Here is a 22,443-nt window from a genome sequence, read left to right on the forward strand (position 1 = left end):
CCAGGACCGTCTCTTTTTTGTTCATAACAAGAAATGAAGCTTATTTTAGAGTATTATTAGTATAGCGTCACTATTTTTAGGGGGGATATTACATATGGAAAATATTTCGTTTATCGGAACGGGAGTAATGGGTTCTAGTATTGTCAGTCATTTGCTTCAAGCAGGCTATCCTGTAACTGTGCATACACGTACGAAGGGGAAAGCGGAGCCACTTATTGCTGCAGGCGCTAAGTGGGCTTCTACGGTAGCCGAGGCTGTACAAAAAGCAGATATTATCTTTACAATGGTTGGCATGCCTGCTGACGTTGAAGAAATCTATCTAAAGGTTGATGGTATTCTCGCTAACGGAAGAAGCGGACAAGTGCTTATAGATATGACAACTTCGAGTCCAGCGCTTGCAAAAAAAATCGAAAAAGCAGCTATTGAAAAAGGAATGTCTTCACTCGATGCTCCTGTTTCTGGTGGGGACGTCGGAGCTAAAAATGGGACACTCTCGATTATGTGTGGTGGTGACGAGTCCGTATTTAACCAAGTCAAAGCAATATTTTCGATATTCGGAAGTCAAATTGTACTTCAAGGTCGTGCTGGAGCTGGGCAGCACACAAAAATGAGCAATCAGCTGGCCATTGCGACCAATATGATCGGTGTTTGTGAAGCGCTTGCATATGCCGAAAAAGCAGGGCTGGACCCAGAACGTGTTTTAGAATCCATCTCTCCTGGTGCGGCAGGTTCTTGGTCGCTTTCAAATCTTGGACCTCGTATGCTTGGTGGGAATTTCGAACCTGGTTTTTACACAAAGCATTTTCTAAAGGATTTGCGGATTGCACTTGATGAAGCGAGTGCCATGGATTTGGATCTTCCGGGATTGCAGTTAGCAATCCGTCTGTATGAGGACCTTATTGCTAAAGGATACGGTGATAAGGGTACCCAAGTTCTTTTCAAACAGTATTAATGAAAAAAGGGACACGCCGATTTAGGCATGTCCCTTTTATCTTTTCCCATCTAAGTAGGAAGAACGGAAAACTTCTGTATTTGAAACCCGTCTAGTTTTTTTCTGTTGAGGTTTTTTAACGGATGGTGCCGGGACGTTCTCTTGTAGAATGCCCGTGAAATTAGTAAGCAGTTCGCGAGCGGTTTTTAAACTCATGCGCTCTTGAGGATTCCTAAACTCCAAATCTTGCTCACCTAGATGTGGCAACTGGGCGAAGTCATCTTTTTCAGGGAGAGTGTGAAAGAGGAATTCTCCACAACGTACTAGGACAGTGGAATGCTGTTTGCTGTATTTTGGATTTTCTACAAAATGTAACCCAACTTTTTCGGCGCCACCTGTTTCAAGAAGTTTAGCGATAGCTACTTTCTTCAATTGGTAAAGTGGTCGATTATCCGGAGCTGTTTTTGCATGCCTGTTAACGGTATAGATTGCTACGGCTAGTTCCCGCAGTGAATTGGCGTCTGCCAATACGTAGACCTCCCATCAAATAAAAAAAACTTCATTTTGACAGTATTGTACTAGTAAATTAGAAATAAGTACACCAAAAGCGACAAAGTCTTTTAAACTCTTGTCACCAGGAACTTCAAGAAATTGTGAACTAGCAGCAGATGCAAAAGAGTCAGAGTTATGGTACGATTTGAATGAGTATTCATTCATTTTACAAGGGGGAATAAAAATGGACGAGAAAAAGGTTATTATCGTTACAGGCGGGTCAAACGGTATGGGGAAATACATGGCAAAGAAATTTGTTCAAGACGGGGCAAATGTCATTATAACCGGAAGAGACTCAGAAAAGTTAAATGCTGCCAAAGAGGAAATTGGGGAAAATGCTTATACTTTTCAAATGGATGTACGTGAAATTGAAACTATCGAAGCACTTATACACTTTGCAGACAAAACTTTTGGGAAAATTGATGGACTTGTCAATAATGCTGCAGGAAATTTCATCGTACAAGCAGAAGATCTATCTCCGAACGGATGGAAGTCAGTAATCGATATTGTTTTGAATGGAACTTTCTACTGTTCAAGTGCAGTAATGAACTACTGGAAAGAAAAGGGGCAAAAAGGTGCGATACTAAACATGTTGGCAACATATGCTTGGGATGCTGGACCAGGTGTAGTTCACTCAGCTGCAGCGAAAGCAGGAGTTATGTCGCTCACACGTACACTTGCCGTAGAATGGGGAAGAAAATATGGTGTTCGTGTTAACGGTATTGCACCAGGACCTATTGAACGTACAGGTGGAGCAGAAAAGTTGTTTCAATCGGAGAAAGCAGCACAGCGAACTATTCAATCAGTACCACTTGGACGTGTTGGAAAGCCAGAAGAAATTGCTGAACTTGCAGCCTTCATCATGTCAGATAAAGCGTCCTATATGAATGGAGAGATTGTCACATTAGATGGCGGTCAATGGTTGAACCAATATCCGTTTTGACGGTTAGTTTGCCCATAATATGCACATCCTAAATCAACAGGTAGCAAAAAAATAGAGGCCTGTTGAGGAGGGAAAAGATTGTTTGATATTTGGGCGATTCCAATTGGTGTTGTCGTGGCGATAATGGTCATCATTGGAGTCTTAGCGGTTCGTAAAAAGCCGAATTATAATCCGGATGGAGTACTCAACAGACAGGATCGAAGTGTGGCAGAGCCGATTGAAGACCATCCCTTCACGTTTAATCCTATATTGTGGGTGATTCTCGTAGCTGCTCTATTTAGTGTAATCGTTATATTTTACTACTGGGCCTCTTTCTCATAAGGAAGAGGCTTTTTTGTTAAAAATGGTAAATACCTATACGAATCGTTCAGGACTTCTTCATTTTATAGCGATCTCTATGATATAGTAGAAGAGCAGCATAGCTTGAAGTAAATTGTTGCTGGAGGAGCGATTTAAATTGGTTGCTTTGAATAATAGTGACTTTTTGGTCATGCCAATATCCGACTATCTGATTTCTTCTGAAAAGGTTGCGCATGTGCAGGTTGGCAATAATGCAGAACATGCATTACTGGTTCTTACAAAGACGGGGTATTCAGCAATTCCTGTACTTGACGCAAAGTATAAATTGAGAGGTTTGTTAGGTATTGGAATGATTACAGATGCAATATTAGGCTTAGAAAGAATCGAATATGAACGTCTTTCAGATTTGAAGGTTGATGATATTATGCAAACGGATTTACCATTGATCCGGACAACGGATCGTTTTCAAAAAGGGCTAGATTTGCTCATCAATCATACATTCTTATGCGTGACAGAAGAGGACGGTACGTTTGCTGGTATACTAACACGTCGTGTGATGTTAAAGCAGTTTAAGAAATATGTATATAGCTCAAGGTAGACTACATGTGATAATAGTTAGAAACAAAAGTGATGAGGCTCTTTTTTAAGAGTCTCTTTCTTTTTAGATAGAAGGCTAAGAAACAAGTGACGAAGCAGCCGCTTCTTGAAAAGGATGATGAGAAACTAAATGAACACAACAGAAATCATGAAAGTCTTGGCAGAAGAAGGAAATATGAGGAAAGCAGCGGACCGATTGTTCATCTCTCAACCGGCACTTTCACAAAGGCTCCAGTCTATTGAAAAATCCTGGGGAGCAAAATTATTTGTAAGATCGCAAAAAGGTCTTGTCCCGACAGCTGCTGGAGAACTCGTCATTGAGTTTGCAAAAGAGACTGTTCAGAGGAAAGAAGAAACAATTGAACAAATTGCTGGGCTTGCAGACAAAGTGCATGGAACATTAAAAATCGCATGTGCATCCATCGTTGGGCAGACTTGGCTTCCAGAAGTACTTAAAGATTATGTGAAGCAATATCCAGACGCTAAAATTTCACTGATGACTGGTTGGACATCAGAAATATTGAAGGCATTGTATGAAGGGGAAGCCCACGTTGGAATTGTCAGAGGAGAAGTTGAGTGGAACAGCAGGCGTACTTATTTGTTCCGTGATCAGTTGTATTTAGTGGATAAAGAACTCACTTCACTCGAGCAATTGAAAGATACAGAACGGCCCTATATTCAATTTAAAAGTGATTCAAATTATTATACGGAAATTCAACAATGGTGGCAGAAACACTTTTCAAAAAATCCAACTAGACAGTTAACAGTGGACCAAATGGAAACCTGTCGACAACTCGTTTTAAATGGTATTGGGTATGCGATATTGCCATCAATTACATTACGTGGAGATGAACAAGTGAATAAAATTCCATTGTTGAATAATGAAGCAGAATTTGAATTGACAAGGGATACCTACCTTATTGGGTATCAGTCTAGTTTTGAGTTGAAACAGGTAGAAGCTTTTTCAAAGGTAATCGAAGCTCATGCGCTTCAATTAAAAAATGATTCCAGTTTACTTGAATGATGGAACTTTCTAGCAAGTAAAACGTACTAATTATCGATATAAGTAGAAAAATAATTCAGAAAGTGAGGCGGGCTATTTGAGAAAGTCGTTATGGAAGCCGTTTACTATGTTAGTAGTTCTAGTCGGAATCATTAGTCTATGGCCGATGACAAAAGCATTTGCTGCACCTGACTTGCATGTGTCCGTTCAAACTGGTCTAGACCAAAAAACTAAGGATGGAAAAGGTGCACCTATAGTTTTCACGATTGAAAACAAAGGAACCGCATTTGCTGGAGATTTGATTGTCAATACTTCAAGTCAAACGGGCGGTGTTGGTCAATCTATTGCACTAACGATTGGAGAAGGAGAGAAGCAGACGGTTACGATGACTGTTGACTCCATACAAGATTCAATGATGTATGGCAATCCCATTAAGAAAAATATCTTTTTCTATGAAAATGGGTGGAGATCAGGTGATGAAATCAAGCACTCCGGAACGCAACTCATTAAATCTACAGCGTTTCCTGAGCAAGTTTTATTCATTGCTGGACTAGCAGATAATATTGATCGGTTATCTTCTTTAAAAGACTTATATTTAAAAAACAAAGAAGGGACTCAACTCCTGAATTTAACAAAATCAGACCAATCTCCTTTACCCGCTGAAAAAGGCGGATGGGATGCAGTGGATATTATTGCTGTAGATGGTTTTGCCATCGCTGATCTTTCTTCAAAACAGCAAGATGCCATGTTGGAATGGGTTAAAGCAGGAGGAACTTTACTGATAGGAGGCTCTCAGAACGTAGCGGCTGAAGCAGGAGTTTTCCGTTCACTGTTACCGCTTGAGATTCAAGAAAGTAAAGAGTTTGCCCCAGCTTTATTCAATGACAAATTCAAAGATCCTGTACCAGGGTTTTCAGCGAAGAAAGCACCAGACGCTGCGATTCTATTACAGCAGGATGATACGATTCTAGCGGCCTCTCAACTTGTTGGGTCGGGAATGGTTCTCCAGACAACTTTTTCAATCGGTAACGAATCATTCCGGACTTCAACAGGTGCGAAAACCTTTTGGACAGATCTATTGAACAAGAGTAACCAACTGTTAAAACAACGACCTTCTCAAATGTATTACACACCTCCGACGGATGATTTAATGTTTACTGTCGGGGAAACAAATGAACTCTTTCCTTCTTTTAAAGTATCTACACCCTTATTGTTTGGCATTATCATTGTGTATATCATTTTAGTAATTCCACTACTCTATATCTTTTTGAGAAGAAGAGATAAGAGAGAACATGCTTGGTGGATTATTCCGGTTGTCGCAGTGGTCGTTTCTTTTGCAATTTTTGCTTATGGAGGCAAGGACCGCTTAGGCAAGGCACAGCTGCAACATTCCGCTGTCTATCTTGTGAAACCGGACAATACATTATCGGGATATTACGCTGAATCCCTACTAACCGATAAATCAGGGAACTTCACTTTTACAATACAAAAACCGAGCACAGTCTCGGCAAACTCATCGGCAAATTCGGTATTTGGCACTAATCTACCAGCCCATAATCACTCTATTTTAGAAAAGGGTGCGAGTGAAGAGGTGCTATCATTCAGAAATCTAGGGTTTTGGAATGTCGCATCCATTTATGGGGAAACAGAACTTGGTGCTGTTGGTAATTTTGATACTAATCTAACTCTTGAGGATAAGATATTGACGGGAACAGTAACGAATAATTTTCCATTTGGCGTGAAAGACGTTTCAATTTTATCTGGAAGTAAAACCATTAAACTGGGTTCCATTATGGCGGGAGAAACTTTAACGGTACAAGAAGAAGTAAAAGTGAATGTACTTGGACCACGGAGTACCTCTAATTATGGATACATGAACCCCATAGCAAACAATCAGGATGATTTGGTAAAAATGAGAAAAGATGGCCTTTTGAACTTCTCATCTATTCATATGAATGAGTCATCTAAACCAATCTTATCAGCAACTACAGAAACTCAAATTATGGAACTCTCACTAGCAGAACGAAAAGTTGAAAACTCACCAATCTCCATGTTACTTCAGCCAATCGATATTAATACTAAATTGTCAGGAACTGTAACTATCGACAGTGATTTAATGGAAATGGAATTACTGTCATCCAGCGGAAATCCTGCAGATTTAGTAGATGAAGTAAACAAAGAATACATCTTTTCTGAAAAGGAATATAGTCAGAAGTGGCAACTTAACAACGACTTTTCTCAGAAGGTGGACAACTGGACGAAGATTCAGCTGTTTGGCGTGGATCTTAATCGTTATGACGTAAGTATTCTCAATGTGAAAACAGGGAGTTATGAAGTGTTAGAAGGGAAATCGTCGCTAACAGTGGAACCAGCAAGTGATTATGTATCGAAGGATGGGAACTTAACAATTAAGTTGAATTTCAATAATTCGCAAATGGGAGAACCTTCTCATCCACCGGAACTCCGTTTGACAGGGGAGGTTAAAAAATGATAGAAATCTCCAAGCTCACAAAAAAATATGGACAATTTAAAGCGTTGGATGAGTTGACATTGTCACTCAAAGAAGGAACTGTTTTTGGGTTTGTTGGAGCGAATGGTGCGGGGAAGTCCACAACGTTTCTCATTTTAGCTACACTTTTACAGCCTACTTCGGGGAATGTAACAATTAATGGAGTAGACATTACAAAGAAGCCTGAGGAAATCCGGAAACTCATTGGCTACATGCCAGATTTTTTCGGAATATACGATCAGTTGAAAGCACATGAGTATTTAGACTTCTATGGAGCTAGCTATGGGATTCCAGTAGATAAAAGAAATCAGCTGATTACGGAACTACTGGAACTCGTCAATTTAACAGACAAACGAAATGCCTATGTAGACTCTCTTTCCAGAGGGATGAAGCAAAGACTCTGTTTGGCGAGAAGTCTCATTCATGATCCGAAAGTTCTTATTTTAGATGAACCTGCATCTGGGCTTGATCCTAGAGCGCGTGTGGAAATGCGAGACATTCTACGATCACTGAAAAGTTTAGGGAAGACAATCCTAATTTCGTCTCATATTTTACCTGAACTAGCGGAAATGTGTGATGAAATTGGAGTGATTGATAATGGTAAACTAATCGCCCACGGCTCCGTTTCGGAAATCCAGGCCAAACTTCTGGGGGATAAAACAATTACGACCCGAATTTCAGGAGACAGCGGTTCTGCAGTTGCATTTTTTGAAGAGAGTCCGTTTGTTTCCGCAATTTCTCATGAGATACATGACGGTGTGCTGTCGTTCACATTCAAAGGGGACGATATGCAGCAGTTTCAATTGTTGAAAGAAGCTGTAATGTCCGGAATTCATATCGTATCATTTACGGAAAACTCTGTTGATCTGGAAGATGTGTTCATGGAGATTACGAAGGGAGTGGAGCTCGTTGAAAAGCAGACTAAATAATCCTGTTCTCGCTAAAGAAATAAAGCTCCGATTCCGTAGCTCCAAAAGCTTTACAGGCGTCTTGTTCTATTTGCTAGCCATGTGTATCTTTGTTTTTGGATTTATCTACACCACGACTAGTCTCATGGGCACTGCCTATTTTAAGCCGTCTGAAAGTGTCATTCTATTTGCATTTTTAACGTTTATCCAATTGGGTCTAGTCCTTTTCATAACTCCAGGTTTGACTGCTGGAACTATTAGTGGGGAACGTGAACGTCAAACGTTACCCATGCTGTTAACAACTTCCCAAAGTTCGTTCCAAATCGTTACAGGGAAGCTGTTATCATCCGTCTTGTTTTTATTGCTACTCATCATAGCTGGGTTACCGGTGTATAGTATGGTGTTTCTGTTCGGTGGAATTTCCCCTGTGTTGTTTGTAAAATCTCTGTTCTTCTTATTTGTGACGCTGCTTGCAATAGGGAGTCTAGGTGTTATGTTTTCAACATTGATACGCAGAACGACGGTATCGATGATTGTAACGTACGGAAGTATGTTGTTTTTTACAGCAGTCATTCCATTTTTGTTTCTTATTCTCATACAGGTAAAACAGTTTGGGTCAATGGGTATGACGTCGTCTAAAACCTACGTAGGACATATCCTAGCATCCATTAATCCTGAAATCTTTTTTGCCTCGTTGGTATCGCCAGAGCTTGGAATGAGTGTCCAAGAGATGACTCAAGTTACATTTCCGTTGTGGATTGGTTATTTACTTTTTTATGGACTGATAACGATTGGATCCATCTGGATTGCGACAAAAAGATTGAGAGTGAATATGAAAAAGCATAAGTAGGGAGGAGAGTCACTATGGCTAATCCGTCTGGATATAAGGAAATGATTGAGCGGACAATTACTAAAGTCAGAAGAAGTTTGTTACTTGAACAAGCAATTTTTTTCTTTGTACGTGGATCTGCAATTGCAATTGTTGCTGCAACCGCAGTCATTGCTGTATCCAGATTGTTTGTCCTTCCTTATTACACGTTGTATGCATGGAGTGCTGCATTACTAATAGTGATTATTACCTGCGGCTTGTTTATTAAAAAACGTGTGAAGCGCACGGATGCAGTCCATACATTCGATCGTTACCTACCAGATAATCTATTATTGACCGTTTTAGATCAAGAAATTCAAGCTTCTACATTTGGAGAGTTTTTACTGGAACGGGTTGGGAAGAGACTTCCACCTGCAGAGAGCTTGTTTGCTGCTCGCAAAAAGAAAGCAATAGAATGGAAAATAATGATGGCTGGGGTTGGGGCAGCTATGGTATTGACTGCACTTTTGCTGGTACCCTCTCCTGCACAACAAGAAGCACAAACAATCGTGAAAGAAAAAGAAGTTATGAACGACCTTGTAAAAGAAACAAAGACACAGTTAAAACGTTCAACTACTCCTGCTGTAAAAAAGAAACTGGAGCAGCTCGTATCGGATTTAAAGAAAGTAGATGGGTCCGAAAAAGCATTGAAGGAATTCGTGAAAACCCAAAAAGAGTTGAAATTGCAACAAATGCAGTTGCTCGAGAAGAAGAGGAACCAACAGGGCGGGACTGGTAAAGAAGGATTGTCATCTGAAGAAAAGCAACAGCTGGCAGAGTTGGAAAAGCTAGCGGGGCCACTTACTGAACAAGCGGACAAAGCATTTCAAGATTTAGCAAGTATCGGAAAAGCTCCATCGATTCCACAATTGGCGGCTGGTCAGGCAGGTGCAGGCGGGCAAAAAACAGGATCTGAACGTTCTTTCAATGGAGAGAAAAACTCAACAACTGGAGGACAAAATCCAAATCCAAGTAAGCCATCGACTGGAACAAACAAACAATCAGGTAGTCAAGGCCAAGGCCAAGGTCAAGGCCAAGGCCAAGGTCAAGGTCAAGGCCAAGGACAAGGCCAAGGCCAAGGCCAAGGTCAAGGTCAAGGCCAAGGCCAAGGTCAAGGCCAAGGCCAAGGCCAAGGCCAAGGACAAGGTCAAGGACAAGGACAAGGCCAAGGACAAGGCCAAGGCCAAGGTCAAGGTCAAGGTCAAGGCAAAGGTCAAGGACCGGGCCAAGGGGGGAGAAACTTGCTCTCCATTCCGAATAATCGATTTGGTAACGCACCTGACATCGATCAAGATGGAGGAAAGCTAAGTGACGGCAAGTCGATCGACTCCTATGATAAACAAACAGCCAATGAACGGGGAACGATTCGACCTTATGAGGAAGTTGTAGGTCAATATAAAGATGCTTATTTAAAACGTACAGAGCAGTTACCTTTATCGCCTGAACTCGAAAAAATCTTAACTGATTATTTTTCCTCCATCGAATAATTCAATCTGGAAGGAGCATTTGCTATGAGTGATTTACTACAACGGTTTGAAGAGATGAGTCAAAAAATGAGTGAGGTCCGAACTGAAATTGAAAAATTCATTGTAGGACAGGAAGAGGCAATTGAATACACACTTCTTTCTATTCTTGCGGATGGGCATGCGCTTCTTGAAGGCGCGCCTGGACTTGGAAAAACAATGCTGATTCGTACGATTAGTGAAGCATTGGATCTGTCCTTTAAACGTATCCAATTCACCCCTGACCTAATGCCTTCAGATATTACAGGTACGACCTTACTAGAGCGGGATAGAGAAGGGCGCCAGAAGTTCACGTTTAACGAGGGACCATTATTCAGTCAGCTCGTACTAGCGGATGAAATCAACCGGGCCACACCTAAAACGCAAAGTGCGTTGCTAGAAGCGATGGGAGAAAAAACAGTGACGGTTTTGGGTAAAACATATCCAATGGAAAAGCCGTTTTTTGTACTCGCAACACAAAACCCGATCGACATGGAAGGTACGTATCCTTTACCAGAGGCACAGTTGGACCGTTTTTTATGTAAAATTAATTTACTTCATCCCTCTGCAATTGAATTGAAAGAAATTGTAAAACGCACGACTGGAACTACTATTATTTCCATTCAGAAGGTGATCAGTAGAGAGGAATTACTCCAAGCACAGCAGCTTGTTCGTGAAATCGTTATTGCTGAAGAAATGATTGACTATGCGATTAAACTCATTTCAATGACTCATTTTGAAACAAAAGAGGCGGATGAATGGTCCCAATATATCCAGTTCGGAAGTGGCCCCCGTGGCTTGCAAGCAATGATCCGTCTTGCAAAAGCAAGAGCCTTTCTGTCAGGGCGTGTGCACGTATCCATCGGTGATTTACGAGCGGTTGCGAAACCAGCTCTTCTACACCGTATTCAGTTGAACTATGAAGCAGAAGCAGAAGGAATTACAAATGAGACGTTTCTTGATCATGTGCTGGCGAGCATGCGGAGGGAGGTTGTCGGTTAATGACTTCTTTCTTTTCTTCTAGCTTATCTGCCCGTCTTGGTAGACTCTCATTTGTGCAGCATGGTGGACGGCTTGGTCATCACAAAGGGAGCCATGTATCTAAAAAAACGGGTGCTTCTTTGGAGTTCTCGGATTTTAAGGAATACCATCCTGGTGATGACATCCGTCATATCGACTGGAACGTGTACGCTCGAACTGACTCGTATTTCATCAAACAGTTTTTAGATGAACAGGAAATGCGTGTTCATATAGTGTTAGATACAAGTAAGTCCATGAACTTTGAAGATAAGTGGAAATTTGCACAACAAATTGCGATTGGGCTTGGGCAAATTGCATTGAAGAATGGTGATACGGTATCCATCAGTCGATTAGTTAGTGGGAAAAAGCAATTATTTACACGTAAAGGTGCGCGTCAGGCAGGTTCTTGGATGACTTATATTAGTCGCTTTGAACAACCTTCTGAAACAACTGGCTTATTGGATGGAATCCACACAATCCCCAAAGGAACGACTTTGTTATTTGTAATCACGGATGCATTAGAACCGAATGAAAATCTCACCCAGCTGTTTAACCAGCTTTCAACGAGATGTCGGGATGTGCGCGTAATTGCTATCCGTTCGAAATCAGAGCTTGCGCCTAACTACCAGGGAGATATTCGATTTATAGACAGCGAAAGTGAAAAAATTTCAGAAGTGACGATGATGCCCTCAATCGAAAACACATATTTGCTTCAGCAGAAGAAACATCAACTGCGCATGCTGGAAAGTGCAACGAAATACGGGATTGACGTGATAATGATAACACCTCAAACAGGACCAGAAGATGTATTTACAATACAAATGCGTAGACAAGGTTGGGTACGCTAGAGAGGAGGGGAGTGTATGGAGTTTGCCAGCTTGACGAACTTGTGGACACTGATATTTCCACTAACAGTAATCGTTTATTATTTATTCAGAAAACGTTTTGAACCGAAAACGATTTCATCTACACTATTTTGGGATGAAGATCGCCGTGAAGAGAATGTATCACCATTCATTCGTAATTTGCAGCGCAATGCTCTATTTTACTTACAACTGTTAGCGCTTCTTTTATTTGTATGGTTGCTCCTTGGACCATCCATCAAGCAAACTCAATCTGAAGGTATTCCCCTCGTATTCATCGTCGATAGTTCTGCATCGATGCTAGCAACTCCAAACGATTCCACACTATTTGAGATGAATCAAAGAGAAATGAATAACTTACTGGAATCAGCGGAAGGACGTCCTGTTTCCATCGTGATAACAGGGAAGGAACCAGAATTCGCGATACAAAACAGTGATTCTCAATCAGCTATCCAGGCAATTGGAGAATTGACTGTTAGGTATGAACAAAATCATCTGGATACCTCCATTGAGCTTGTTAAGTCGATGTATAGTGAGCACGGAGCGGAAGTTCATATCTTTACGGATGCGTTGGAACGGTCGGCATTCGTGTATGAAGGGACTACTATGAGTTGGCATGTACATACAAATGACCAAAAAGTAAACAACCATTCCATTCTCCGATTTGGAGCAAATCGGCGTGAAGAAGGGGTAGTAGCAATTGTAAAGTTACAGCATGATACAGAGAAAACACAGGTTGGGACAATTCAATTAAAAGAAGCTGGTACTGAAAAAGTACTTGCAGAGGAAGCGTTTAAAGGGGAACCGGGAAGTGAAGAATTGATTTCTTTTAAAAAGATTGAGACCGATGCTTCTGCGCTTCAAGTTGAACTGGTGGGTACTGATGACTATCGTGCTGATAACATCAGTCATGCATTGCTAGCGACTGAACGTACGAAAGTAGTAGTGGATGAAACACTTCATGAATTACTGAAAAAAGCTGCACAAGCTATACAGGAAGAGGTCACAATCGATAATGGGGAAGACTTCGATGAAGACGGTATTTTACGAATAACCAGTTCAGAAGTTTTTCTACAAGAAGGGAAACGACCGATTCTTCTAATTGGTAGAGAAGATGCTAAACCAATGAAAGCAAAGGGAGAAGTTTCGGTTACAAATGATCCATTATTTTCAATTGCAGCTCCAAAAGACATGTATGTTGAAGAAATTTATCCCCCTTTTGCAGACTATGAAGTGCTTGCAAGAGTTGGTAAGGATCCACTTATCCAACGCTCACCTCGTGGAGATATTATCTTACTTGCGGACTTGGAAGCAACGGACTGGCCGTTGCAGCCTACGTTTCCCCTGTTCGTTTGGAGCGTCGTAAAATCTTTGTCAGATGATGCTGAAACGTTAGGAGTATTCGCGCCACTTCAACGGAAGTCTGTTGTGATGACGGAACCTGTTGATATATATGAGGTGACTGGTTCTTATTTGTTCACTACAGAGTCGGCAAATACATTGCAGGCACCAGCAATACCTGGCATTTATAAAGCAACAGATGGGACAACTGACAAGTTATTAGCTGTTCAGCTTGAATCCTCTGAAAAAAGTGTAGCGACAGGAGATTCTTATTCAACAGGAAAGCTAACAACAACAGATGTGAAGAAGGAGCAAACAATCCCAGTCATTTGGCCATTTCTTCTACCACTCTTACTGCTAATGCTCATAGAATGGGAGGTGCAGAGACGCCGTGGATATCCGTATTGATCACCCTTTATGGTTGTTATTATCAGCTCCCCTTGTTGCCTATATGATTTTTACGTGGCGTTCTGTAAAACGAAAAACACCAAGGGCAACACTTTTATTTATACTTAGAAGTGCTTCCATTCTATTCTTGTTAGCGGCACTCGTGTCACCATATCTAGTCCTTTTCAATGAAGAGGAACAGATAATGTTCCTTGCCGACCGTTCAGCTTCAACCTCAGGTACATCAGAAGAAATGGATGCGTTCATTGAAAAAAGTCTAAGTTCAAAAAAAGCGGACCAAGCGGTAGGACTCTATTCGTTTGCAGGTGATTTTCGGACGGATACTGCGTTAACCAAAGGTCAAGTCCGCGTTCCCCAGGTTGAATCACTAGAAGAAGTAGGAGAAACAGATATTGAAAAGGCTCTTTCCCTGACAAATGCGATTGGTTCTGCCGAATCCGCCACGCGAATTGTTTTGCTTTCAGATGGATTACAAACTAGAGGAGATGCATTAAGCTACTTGCAGAAATTCACGACTAGTCGTGTGCAGATTGATGTTGCGCAGCTGAACCATCAGGTGTTCCCAGATGCGGCCATAACAAAGTTAGATGTTCCGAGGACGGCTTATGCCGGGCAACAACAGCTTATGACCATTGAAGTGAATGCATCAGATCGGACAACAGGGACCTTATATTTGTATCAAAACGATCGTCCTATTGGTGAAGAGGATATTGAACTGGTTCCTGGGAAGAATCAGTTCACCTATCCGTTACCTGCAGTGAATACAGGGTTAGTAAAGTATGAAGCGAAACTCGTCGTTGAAAATGATCATTTTTTAGAGAATAATCGGATGTTCGCAGCTGTGACTGTTCAAGGGCAACCTTCCGTATTAGTAGTTGAAACGGATGAACATCCATCCGTCATACCCAGTTTATTGGATCAAAACACATTGAACGTTACAACACTTCAAGCGAAAGACCTACCTTCAACTTTATCAGGCTATTTACCTTATCAGGCAATTATTTTTGATAATGTGCCAGGCACTCTAGTTGGAGAAGAAAAAATGGCTATGATTGAACAGACCGTGAAAAATTTTGGAACGGGTTTCATGATGACCGGGGGAACTAACAGTTTCGGACTCGGTGGTTATTTCAAAACGCCGATTGAGACTCTTTTGCCAGTTGAAATGGAAGTGAAAGGTAAAGAAGAGCTTCCTTCTCTTGGACTTGTCATCGCCATGGACCGATCGGGAAGTATGAGCGGCTCAAAATTAGTCCTTGCACGGGAAGCTGCAGCACGGTCGGTCGATTTACTTAGAGAAAAAGACACTTTCGGATTTACTGCGTTTGAAGACAGTATATGGGAAGTTGTCCCCGTAGGTCCTCTAGATGATAAAAAAGACGTGACCTCGAAGATTTTATCCGTACCTGCTGCAGGGGGGACTAATATTTTCCCTTCGGTAGCAAAAGCATATGAGGATCTGGCAGACCTATCTCTCCAACGGAAACACGTCATTCTCTTAACTGATGGACAATCTTCGATGCCGGCTGGATATCTCGATATTATTGAAGAAGCTAAAAATAACAATACGACGTTATCCACAGTGGGAATCGGTACTGATGCCGACGAATCCTTATTAGAAGAGATGGCAGAAGCAGGTGGTGGACGTTATTATGGTGTTTCTGATGAATCCACCGTTCCTGCAATTTTGTCTCGCGAAACCATAACGATGACCCGGACTTATATCGAAGATGATCCCTTCTATATGAAGCTTGGACACGTGCCGGAGTGGAATGAGTTATTCGCTGTAGGAGTCCCTCAGATGAATGCCTACATCGCAACTACTGCTAAACCAACAGCTGACGTTGCAGCGTTTAGTCCTAAGGAGGATCCAATCATTGCTGAATGGAAATACGGACTTGGACGAACTGTTGCATTCACTTCGGATTCATCAGGTAAATGGTCTGGAGAATTAGCTGCGTGGGAAGCATATCCTGAGTTTTGGAATACGGCAATGAGAAGAATTTTACCTTCTTATAGTTCTGCACCTTACGTTCTGACGCAAGGCGATGGCGGTAAATTCACTATTACAGATACGAGTGGAGAAGCGGCATTTCTTGAGGTGACTGCGGTGACAGAGGCTGGTGAGGAAATAGAAGTACTTGAAGATCAGACAGCACCAGGTAAAGTGAATATCTCACTCAACTCGACACCTGGTCTTGTTTATCTCAGCGTAACGGACGATCAAAACCGATTATTTGAGACAGGTGTGACAATTCCTTACAGTGAAGAATATAGACCGAAAGTGCCGAACGAAGACTTGTTAGCGGAAATCACTAAAGAAACTGGTGGACGTGTATTGGAAAATCCTAATGAGGCATTTCGGTCACTTCCTTATCGTGGTGAAGAGCGGAAATCCATTACAACCTGGCTCTTATTAGGATCTTTACTCCTATTCTTTGCGGATATCACATTGCGCCGTTTCAGCAGATTTGTGCCCGTGTTGAGAAAGAAAACTCCCATTGAAGAAATAGACTCAACAGGTCAGACGAGTGTTACTGAACTGCTTAAACAAAAGCGGAAGCGATAGATTCATACAAAAAACCCAAAGCCCTTTTTATGTGGCTTTGGGTTTTTTGAAGTTTACGAACGTGTAGCAGCTAATATATCTGTGTTTCTCTTTGCCCATGTAGCGGCTATTAGGAAGCATGTGAGGAGTATTGCAGTCCCGAGAAAGTAAGGTGCTGTCATTTTCCAGTCGAAAACGAAACCAGCTAACGCGGGTCCAACCATATTACCTAAGCTCATGTAAGCATTCATCATTCCGGCTGCATAGCCTTGTTCGTTACCCGCAAGTTTTGAAACCAAAGTATTTACTGCAGGTCTCAATAAAGCAGTAGCTGTTGAGAAAATCGTCGCAACTAGCAAGATGGACCAGAACATATTCACGAATGTAATACTGAGCATTGCCACCGCTGCAATGACTAAATTGATGAGGATGACACGCATTTCACCAAACCTTTTGAACAAGCGGTTGATGACAAACGTTTGGATGATAACGCCAACGAATCCCCCGACTGTAATGATGACTGCAATCATAAGAGGGGTGTAATTGTATTTTATCCCAACGTATAGTGAGATGGTCGATTGGAAGTTTGCTAATCCAAAAGAGAAGACGAACATGACAAGTAAGACGACGAAGTAGGGAGTTTTAGTAGAGCGCGCAATTTGTTGAAACAAATTATCTGTTCGTCTTGGCCCATTTTCAGCAGCGGGGCTCGGAGCGGGATTAGGTAAAATATAAAATGACATGACTGCAGCGAAAAGTGCAGCGCCTGCAGCGAAGTAGAAGGGAAACTGTAACCCGAATTTAGATAGAAAACCTCCAACTCCAGGTCCAATCATGAATCCGAGGGACATGGAGGCACCTAGTAACCCCATACCGCGACCACGTTCTTCAAAGGTTGTAATATCCGCAACAAAGGCCATCATCGGAGGAATTAAGAATGCCGAACCAAAACCAGAAAAGAATCGTGCTACAAAGAGCATCCAAAGCTCAGTGGAAAGGCCAAATGCAAGTTGGGAAACCCCATAAAGAATGAGTCCGAAAATGATGATGTTTTTTCTTCCGTGCTTATCCGAAAGGGAACCGGAAACGGGAGAAAATATGAATTGGGCAAATGAGAAAACGGCAATGAGAGAACCGAGAGCTGCACCAGCCACGCCAAACGTTCCTAAGTAATCAGGCATGATTGGAATGATAAGTCCAATACCTGACATGGTGATAAACATATTGAACATCAGAATATAAATCGCAAAAGAAGTAGATTTAGTGGCCACGCGTGTTCCTCCTTCCTATTCAGTTGTATCCTCATCTTAGTTTAGCATACAGCTTGTCTCTACTGGGGTGGGACAACTCGGGCAATTCTTGTAATACTGAAAATTTACGTATTTTAACTTAGATTCATATTTAGATTGACTAGCTTATCTGGATATCGGTGAAAGTGATCATAAAACTGGAGAAATGCTCATAAAACTCCCGAAATGCTCATAAATTGAGAAAAGTGATCATAAACGTCAAAAAGTGCTCATAAATTGAGAAAAGTGATCATAAGCGTCAAAAAGTGCTCATAAATCGAGAAAAGTGATCATAAAAATCAGAATGTGCTCATAAACTATGAAAAGTGATCATAAAAATCAGAATGTGCTCATAAACTATAAAAAGTGATCATAAATAAAATTCCAATCCCATAACCGTTGGTTCAACCTACCGCGGAACATAACATTTGCTCCCAAGACCATAATAACCTCGCGACCGATTAACTCCTTCCCCAAAAAAAACAGAAGCGATAATTCGCTTCTGCTGGAATCAAACAACTTACTTCATATTCATCTTAAACTCTAAGAACAGCTCATTATACGTACCAAGCATTTCCAATCCTAAATCTTTATACACTTCCAAATGCTCTCGAGCCTTTTCATCCGGGTAATACCGGTCATCAGAAACGACCTCTGGGTCTAGGAGAGATAGTGCTTTTTTATTAGGTGTAGAATACCCTACATAATCCGCATTTTGAGCAGCAACTTCGGGACGTAACATGAAGTTGATAAACTCATAAGCCCCGTCGATGTTTTTCACCGTCTTTGGAATCACGATGTTGTCGAACCATAAGTTCGAACCTTCTTCTGGAACCACATATGTGATGTCTTCGTTCTCAGACATCATATCCGCTGCTTGCCCGGACCATATGAGTGAGACGGCTGCTTCGTTATTCATCATCATTTGGGTTACTTCATCCCCGATAACTGCTTTAATATTCGGGCTGAGCGTTTTCAGTTTATCCGTCGCTTCACGAAGTTCGTCAACGTTTGTTGAGTTGAGTGAGTAGCCTAGTGAATTCAAGCTCATCCCGAGAACTTCACGTGCACTATCTACCGTAACAACCTGTTGCTTAAGTGAAGGATCCCATAAATTATCCCAGCTCTCAAATGTTTGGCCTTCTAACAAAGTTGGATTATAAGCAATCCCAAGAGTCCCCCAGAAGTAGGGGATGGAATACGTATTATTAGGGTCAAACGGAAGATCCATGAAATAAGGATCAATATTTTTGATGTTCGGAATCTTGTCGTAATCGAGAGGAATGAGCAAATCTTTTTCTCGCATCATCTCCACCATATACTCGGACGGTACTGTGATGTCGTAGGATGTACCGCCTTGCTCGATTTTCCCCATCATGCCTTCATTAGAATCGAAGGTTTCATAGATAACATTGATGCCTGTTTCTTTTTCAAACTGCTTGATGAGATCAGGGTCAATATATTCACCCCAGTTATAAACAGTCAGCGTATTCCCACCAGATTGTGCACCGCTTTTAGCTAGTTGTGCATTGATGATTATGAGAATGGCTGCTGTTGCTGCAATAAGAACGGCTCCACGTACTAACGCTTTCATCGTTTCAGCCCCCTAGCAGGTGTTTTAGAGCGATTTGTTAGGAAGTAATAACCCAAAATCAGACCAGCTGTTATTACAAAGATGAGACCAGAGAGTGCATTGATCGTTAATGTGACACCTGTTCTAGCCATCGAATATATTTCAACGGAAAGTGTTGAGAATCCGTTTCCGGTCACAAAGAACGTCACCGCAAAGTCATCCAAAGAATAGGTCAGCGCCAAGAAAAAGCCCGCGAATATCCCAGGTTTAATGAACGGCAAAATGACACGTGACATAATTTCTTTACGAGTAGCTCCAAGGTCGAGTGCAGCGTCGATCAGTGTCGGGCTCATCTCCTGCAATTTCGGTAAAACCATAATGACGACGATTGGAATACTGAATGCAATATGGGAAAGTAGCACAGAGGCAAATCCGAGTTTGATGCCGACTAGTGTAAACAGAATAAGGAACGAAGCACCGATGATGACGTCAGGACTTACCATAAGAATACTATTCATGGAAAGCATCGCGTTCCGCATCGCTTTGTTCTTCATGTAATGGATTGTGATTGCTCCCATCACTCCAATTGCAGTTGAAATCAAAGCAGAGAGTAAAGCAACGACTACTGTATTGAGCACGATGATGATGAGCCGTTTATCTTCAAAAACAGCAGCGTAATGTTCCCACGTGAAGGACTCGAAATGGGACATCGTACCACCAGAGTTAAATGAGTAAAAAATCAAATAGAAAATGGGTGCATATAAAACAAGAAAGACAGCTGTCAAATAGATTTTTGGGAGTTTACCGTTTCTTTCCACTTCCAGCCATCCCCCTTTCGTTCGCAGTCGTTAGAAGCAAGATGACTACCATGAATAGAATTAAGAATACGGCAATCGTTGAGCCCATTCCCCAGTTTTGTGTAACGAGGAATTGCTGCTCAATTGCTGTACCTAGCGTTATGACTTTGTTTCCTGCAATGAGTCGAGTGATCATGAACAACGAAAGGGCAGGGATGAATACGACCTGAATCCCTGACTTAACCCCATTAAGGGTAAGTGGCCAGATGACACGTCTGAAAGTCGTCCAAGCATTTGCACCTAAATCCCGAGAGGCGTCTATCAGTGCAGGATTCAATTTATCCAACGCATTGAAAATCGGTAATATCATAAATGGAATGAAGATATAAACAGAAACGAACACGAAACTGAAGTCTGTGAACAAGATCTGTTGCTTGCCAATACCAACAGTTTCAAGTAGCGCATTTACCGGTCCATATAACCCCATCAATCCGATGAATGCATAGGTCTTCAACAGTAAATTGATCCATGAGGGGATAATGATTAGTAATAGCCACAGCTGTTTATGCTTTAATTTCGTTAAGAAATAGGCTGTTGGGTATGAAATTAACAAAGAGAAGAACGTAATGAGAAAAGCATACCAAAATGAGCTAACTGTCAGTTTTAGATAGACAGACGTGAAAAAGTTTTTATAGTTATCAAATGTGAAATTGCCACTTAAATCGAAAAATGAGTAGTACACAATCAGTCCGATTGGTGCAATGACAAAAAGCAAAATCCAAAGAGAGTACGGAACCATGGACAACCGAAGGCCAGCGCGATTAGTTTTCATCCGCCGCACCATACGCTTCAAGTCGCGCATCATAGTCTTCTTCGGATTCGTTAAGACGCATGACGTGAATGTTTTCTGGGATAAAGTCTAGACCGATTTGCATGCCTACTTCAGCTTTTTTCGTTGAATGGACTAGCCATTCATTGCCATCTTGGTCGTATGTTGAAATTTCATAGTGTACACCTCGGAAAAGGGAGGTGTCTACTGTAACTGTAAGTTTCCCAGCATCAACGGGTGTAATTTCAATATCTTCCGGACGAAGCACGATGTCTACTTTCTCATTGGGCTGGAGTCCAGCATCGGCGCATTCAAATCGTTTCCCGTTGAATTCAACAAGGTAGTCTTCGATCATGACGCCAGATACAATATTCGATTCGCCGATGAAATCAGCAACGAAACGGTTAATAGGCTCATCGTAAATATCGATTGGAGTACCCGATTGTTGAATTTGTCCCGAGTTCATGACGAAGATTTCGTCGGACATCGCAAGCGCTTCCTCTTGGTCGTGTGTGACAAAAATGAAAGTTTTCCCAAGACGTTGCTGGAGTTCTCGTAGCTCATACTGCATCGCTGAACGTAATTTTAAATCCAGTGCAGAAAGGGGTTCATCCAACAATATGACTTCCGGATCGTTGATGATCGCACGTGCAATTGCAACACGTTGGCGTTGACCACCGGACATTTCCGTGATCTCGCGGTTTTCATAGCCAGCAAGGTTAACGAACTTGAGTGCTTCTTTCACACGGCGATCCACTTCGGCTTTTTTCACTTTTTTGATGCGTAACCCGAATGCGACGTTTTCATAGACATTCAAATGAGGGAACAGGGCGTAATCTTGGAAAACAGTGTTCACTTGTCGCTCGTTTGCGGGTGTTTGGTTGACAGATTTCCCGTTAAAGTAAATCGTCCCTTCAGAGGGCTCTGAAAATCCAGCGATAAGTCGTAGAATTGTTGTTTTCCCACAGCCGGAAGGGCCGAGAAGTGTGTAGAACTTTCCGCGTTCCATTTCAAATGAAACACCATCTAATACAGTTGTGTCTTCGCCGAAGCGTTTGCTGACATTCTCAAAGCGAATGATTGGTTGTGTGGACAATGAGGGTCCCCCTTTTTATAAGTAAGATTCTGTAGCGACGAGTAAGAGCTCGCTAATTCCGTCGTGTGCATTTGAAATGCGGTGCTGGTCTTCTGCAGAATAGTACACTGCATCCCCCTCACTTGCTGAATAAATACGAGTTCCGATCTCTATTTCAACGTTCCCTACAAGTACATAGATAAACGTTTCAGAAAGGGAAGGGGCAAACTGTTTTAGCTCTCCTTTACGTGAGAACGTAATATGTACGGGTTCCATTTCGTTTTCATTGGATCTAGGTATGAGCCAGCGTATTTTGTAATGTAACTCATCGTTTATATACGTTGTTTGGTGTTCAGGAGAGTAAACGACGGGATCACTCTTCTTTGTTTCGTCAAAAAAGTCTTTTGGAGTTGTACCGAGAACTTCGAGCAAGGAGAAAAGCGTTTCAATAGAAGGAGAATTCAAATCTCGCTCTAATTGAGAAATGTAGCCTTTCGTCAAATCAGTGCGTTCACCAAGCTCTTCTTGTGTGAGCCCGCTTTGTAATCGCAGCCGTTTGATTTTGCTGCCGATCTGCATGTGTCATC

At 41.8% G+C, this 22,443-nt stretch carries 20 protein-coding genes; 13 read left to right on the forward strand and 7 right to left on the reverse strand.

Annotated elements, in window-relative coordinates:
- Positions 1-94: 94 nt before the first annotated feature.
- Positions 95-952, forward strand: a complete 858-nt coding sequence (locus M3197_RS03560; protein WP_251658637.1) for an NAD(P)-dependent oxidoreductase — start codon at positions 95-97, stop codon at positions 950-952.
- A 36-nt stretch (positions 953-988) separates the two neighbouring features.
- Here M3197_RS03560 and M3197_RS03565 read toward each other — a convergent pair whose 3' ends face one another.
- Positions 989-1,459: a YkyB family protein gene (locus M3197_RS03565; protein WP_251658638.1), complete on the reverse strand. Its 471-nt coding sequence runs from the start codon at positions 1,457-1,459 to the stop codon at positions 989-991.
- A gap of 208 nt (positions 1,460-1,667) precedes the next feature.
- On the opposite strand from M3197_RS03565, the gene fadH reads away from it, so the two are divergent.
- From fadH to M3197_RS03625, 12 genes are all read left to right on the forward strand, one after another.
- Positions 1,668-2,426 (forward strand): 2,4-dienoyl-CoA reductase, encoded by a 759-nt coding sequence (gene fadH / locus M3197_RS03570; protein ID WP_251658639.1) that lies wholly within the window; start codon positions 1,668-1,670, stop codon positions 2,424-2,426.
- A gap of 78 nt (positions 2,427-2,504) precedes the next feature.
- The gene (locus M3197_RS03575) at positions 2,505-2,747 is read left to right on the forward strand and encodes a hypothetical protein (protein ID WP_251658640.1); all 243 of its coding nucleotides are present in this window, start codon (positions 2,505-2,507) and stop codon (positions 2,745-2,747) included.
- Positions 2,748-2,883: 136 nt separating this feature from the next.
- On the forward strand, positions 2,884-3,324 hold the full coding sequence (gene cbpB / locus M3197_RS03580; RefSeq protein WP_251658641.1) for a cyclic-di-AMP-binding protein CbpB: 441 nt from the start codon (positions 2,884-2,886) through the stop codon (positions 3,322-3,324).
- Positions 3,325-3,453: 129 nt separating this feature from the next.
- Positions 3,454-4,347 (forward strand): transcriptional regulator CcpC, encoded by an 894-nt coding sequence (gene ccpC / locus M3197_RS03585; protein WP_251658642.1) that lies wholly within the window; start codon positions 3,454-3,456, stop codon positions 4,345-4,347.
- A gap of 106 nt (positions 4,348-4,453) precedes the next feature.
- Complete coding sequence (locus M3197_RS03590) at positions 4,454-6,817, forward strand: DUF8725 domain-containing protein (RefSeq protein WP_251658643.1); 2,364 nt, start codon at positions 4,454-4,456, stop codon at positions 6,815-6,817.
- Positions 6,814-7,764: an ABC transporter ATP-binding protein gene (locus M3197_RS03595; protein ID WP_251658644.1), complete on the forward strand. Its 951-nt coding sequence runs from the start codon at positions 6,814-6,816 to the stop codon at positions 7,762-7,764. The genes M3197_RS03590 and M3197_RS03595 overlap by 4 nt, the downstream gene beginning before the upstream one ends.
- Positions 7,745-8,593 (forward strand): ABC transporter permease, encoded by an 849-nt coding sequence (locus M3197_RS03600; protein ID WP_251658645.1) that lies wholly within the window; start codon positions 7,745-7,747, stop codon positions 8,591-8,593. The genes M3197_RS03595 and M3197_RS03600 overlap by 20 nt, the downstream gene beginning before the upstream one ends.
- Positions 8,594-8,607: 14 nt before the next feature.
- Positions 8,608-10,098 carry a DUF8809 domain-containing protein gene (locus tag M3197_RS03605; protein ID WP_251658646.1) on the forward strand — a complete coding sequence of 497 codons (1,491 nt, stop codon included), beginning with the start codon at positions 8,608-8,610 and terminating at the stop codon, positions 10,096-10,098.
- A gap of 24 nt (positions 10,099-10,122) precedes the next feature.
- On the forward strand, positions 10,123-11,115 hold the full coding sequence (locus M3197_RS03610) for an AAA family ATPase (RefSeq protein ID WP_251658647.1): 993 nt from the start codon (positions 10,123-10,125) through the stop codon (positions 11,113-11,115).
- Positions 11,115-11,981, forward strand: a complete 867-nt coding sequence (locus tag M3197_RS03615; protein WP_251658648.1) for a DUF58 domain-containing protein — start codon at positions 11,115-11,117, stop codon at positions 11,979-11,981. The genes M3197_RS03610 and M3197_RS03615 overlap by 1 nt, the downstream gene beginning before the upstream one ends.
- A 15-nt stretch (positions 11,982-11,996) precedes the next feature.
- Positions 11,997-13,745 carry a vWA domain-containing protein gene (locus M3197_RS03620; protein ID WP_251658649.1) on the forward strand — a complete coding sequence of 583 codons (1,749 nt, stop codon included), beginning with the start codon at positions 11,997-11,999 and terminating at the stop codon, positions 13,743-13,745.
- Complete coding sequence (locus M3197_RS03625; RefSeq protein ID WP_251658650.1) at positions 13,729-16,314, forward strand: VWA domain-containing protein; 2,586 nt, start codon at positions 13,729-13,731, stop codon at positions 16,312-16,314. Before M3197_RS03620 ends, M3197_RS03625 begins: the two co-directional genes overlap by 17 nt.
- Positions 16,315-16,367: 53 nt before the next feature.
- Here M3197_RS03625 and M3197_RS03630 read toward each other — a convergent pair whose 3' ends face one another.
- The 6 genes from M3197_RS03630 to M3197_RS03655 all read right to left on the reverse strand — a co-directional run bounded on the left by M3197_RS03630 (position 16,368) and on the right by M3197_RS03655 (position 22,435).
- Entirely contained in the window at positions 16,368-17,564 is a 1,197-nt protein-coding gene (locus M3197_RS03630) for an MFS transporter (RefSeq protein WP_251658651.1), read from the reverse strand.
- A gap of 538 nt (positions 17,565-18,102) precedes the next feature.
- The gene (locus M3197_RS03635) at positions 18,103-19,176 is read right to left on the reverse strand and encodes an ABC transporter substrate-binding protein (protein ID WP_251658652.1); all 1,074 of its coding nucleotides are present in this window, start codon (positions 19,174-19,176) and stop codon (positions 18,103-18,105) included.
- Positions 19,173-19,973, reverse strand: a complete 801-nt coding sequence (locus M3197_RS03640) for an ABC transporter permease (protein ID WP_251658653.1) — start codon at positions 19,971-19,973, stop codon at positions 19,173-19,175. The genes M3197_RS03635 and M3197_RS03640 overlap by 4 nt, the downstream gene beginning before the upstream one ends.
- Complete coding sequence (locus tag M3197_RS03645; RefSeq protein ID WP_251658654.1) at positions 19,957-20,784, reverse strand: ABC transporter permease; 828 nt, start codon at positions 20,782-20,784, stop codon at positions 19,957-19,959. The genes M3197_RS03640 and M3197_RS03645 overlap by 17 nt, the downstream gene beginning before the upstream one ends.
- Entirely contained in the window at positions 20,774-21,877 is a 1,104-nt protein-coding gene (locus M3197_RS03650; RefSeq protein ID WP_125101974.1) for an ABC transporter ATP-binding protein, read from the reverse strand. The genes M3197_RS03645 and M3197_RS03650 overlap by 11 nt, the downstream gene beginning before the upstream one ends.
- 15 nt (positions 21,878-21,892) lie before the next feature.
- Complete coding sequence (locus M3197_RS03655) at positions 21,893-22,435, reverse strand: helix-turn-helix domain-containing protein (RefSeq protein WP_251658655.1); 543 nt, start codon at positions 22,433-22,435, stop codon at positions 21,893-21,895.
- Positions 22,436-22,443 lie beyond the last annotated feature (8 nt).

The sequence above is a fragment of the Sporosarcina aquimarina genome (assembly GCF_023715615.1).
Lineage (GTDB): Bacteria > Bacillota > Bacilli > Bacillales_A > Planococcaceae > Sporosarcina > Sporosarcina aquimarina_A.